Source organism: Sphingobium sp. TB-6, assembly GCF_012927365.1.
In the GTDB taxonomy this organism is placed as follows: Bacteria; Pseudomonadota; Alphaproteobacteria; order Sphingomonadales; family Sphingomonadaceae; genus Sphingobium.
Map to the genome: position 1 here is coordinate 1,622 of NZ_JABBGL010000041.1, position 1,252 is coordinate 2,873.

Here is a 1,252-nt window from a genome sequence, read left to right on the forward strand (position 1 = left end):
CCAGGCCCACGAATATTAACGTGGTTCCCATCGACTACCCCCTTCGGGCTCGTCTTAGGGGCCGGCTTACCCTGCTCAGATTAGCTTTAAGCAGGAACCCTTGGAATTTCGGCGACAGTGCATCTCACACTGTTAATCGCTACTCATGTCTGCATTCGCACTTCCGATACCTCCACCACCCATTACCAGATGGCTTCAACGGCCTACGGAACGCTCCGCTACCGCGTGATCGTAAACGATCACACCCTAAGCTTCGGTGCACGTCTTGAGCCCCGTTACATCTTCGCCGCAGAACCTCTTATTTAGACCAGTGAGCTGTTACGCTTTCTTTAAAGGATGGCTGCTTCTAAGCCAACCTCCTGGTTGTTTTGGAAGTTCCACATGCTTTCCCACTTAGACGTGACTTGGGGACCTTAGCTGTAGGTTAGGGCTGTTTCCCTTTTGACGACGGACCTTAGCACCCGCCGTCTGTCTGCCGGACTAGACTCGTTGGTATTCGGAGTTTGGTTAGAGTTGGTAGATCTCGCGACCCCCGCATCCATCCAGTGCTCTACCCCCAACGGCAATCATCCGACGCTCTACCTCAATAGATTTCGCGGAGAACCAGCTATTTCCCGGCTTGATTGGCCTTTCACCCCTAAACACAACTCATCCGATAATTTTTCAACATTAAACGGTTCGGCCCTCCAGTGCGTGTTACCGCACCTTCAGCCTGGTCATGCCTAGATCGCCGGGTTTCGGGTCTAATGCATCATACTCAATCGCCCTATTCAGACTCGCTTTCGCTGCGCCTACACCTAACGGCTTAAGCTTGCATGATACACTAAGTCACAGACCCATTATGCAAGAGGTACGCGGTCAGGTCTCAAGGACCCTCCCACTGCTTGTAGGCATCCGGTTTCAGGTACTGTTTCACTCCCCTCATCGGGGTGCTTTTCACCTTTCCCTCACGGTACTGGTTCGCTATCGGTCATGTACGAGTATTTAGGCTTGGAGGGTGGTCCCCCCATGTTCAGACAGAGTTTCACGTGCTCCGCCCTACTCAAGTCCTGATGTTTCGCTTTCACATACGGGGCTGTCACCCGCTATGGCGCCACTTTCCAGAGGCTTCTGTTAACTAAACACCAGGCACTGGCCTGGTCCGCGTTCGCTCGCCACTACTAACGGAATCTCGGTTGATGTCTTTTCCTCCGGGTACTGAGATGTTTCAGTTCTCCGGGTTCGCCTCACCAAAGCCTATTTTATTCAGCCT

The 1,252-nt window shown here is 52.7% G+C and carries 1 other annotated feature (only partly in view).

Annotation, left to right across the window (positions count from 1 at the left end):
- Positions 1-1,252 (minus strand) — a sequence feature (mutual gap in cmsearch alignment for this rRNA model is longer than 100); it reaches 1,371 nt to the left of the window's first position.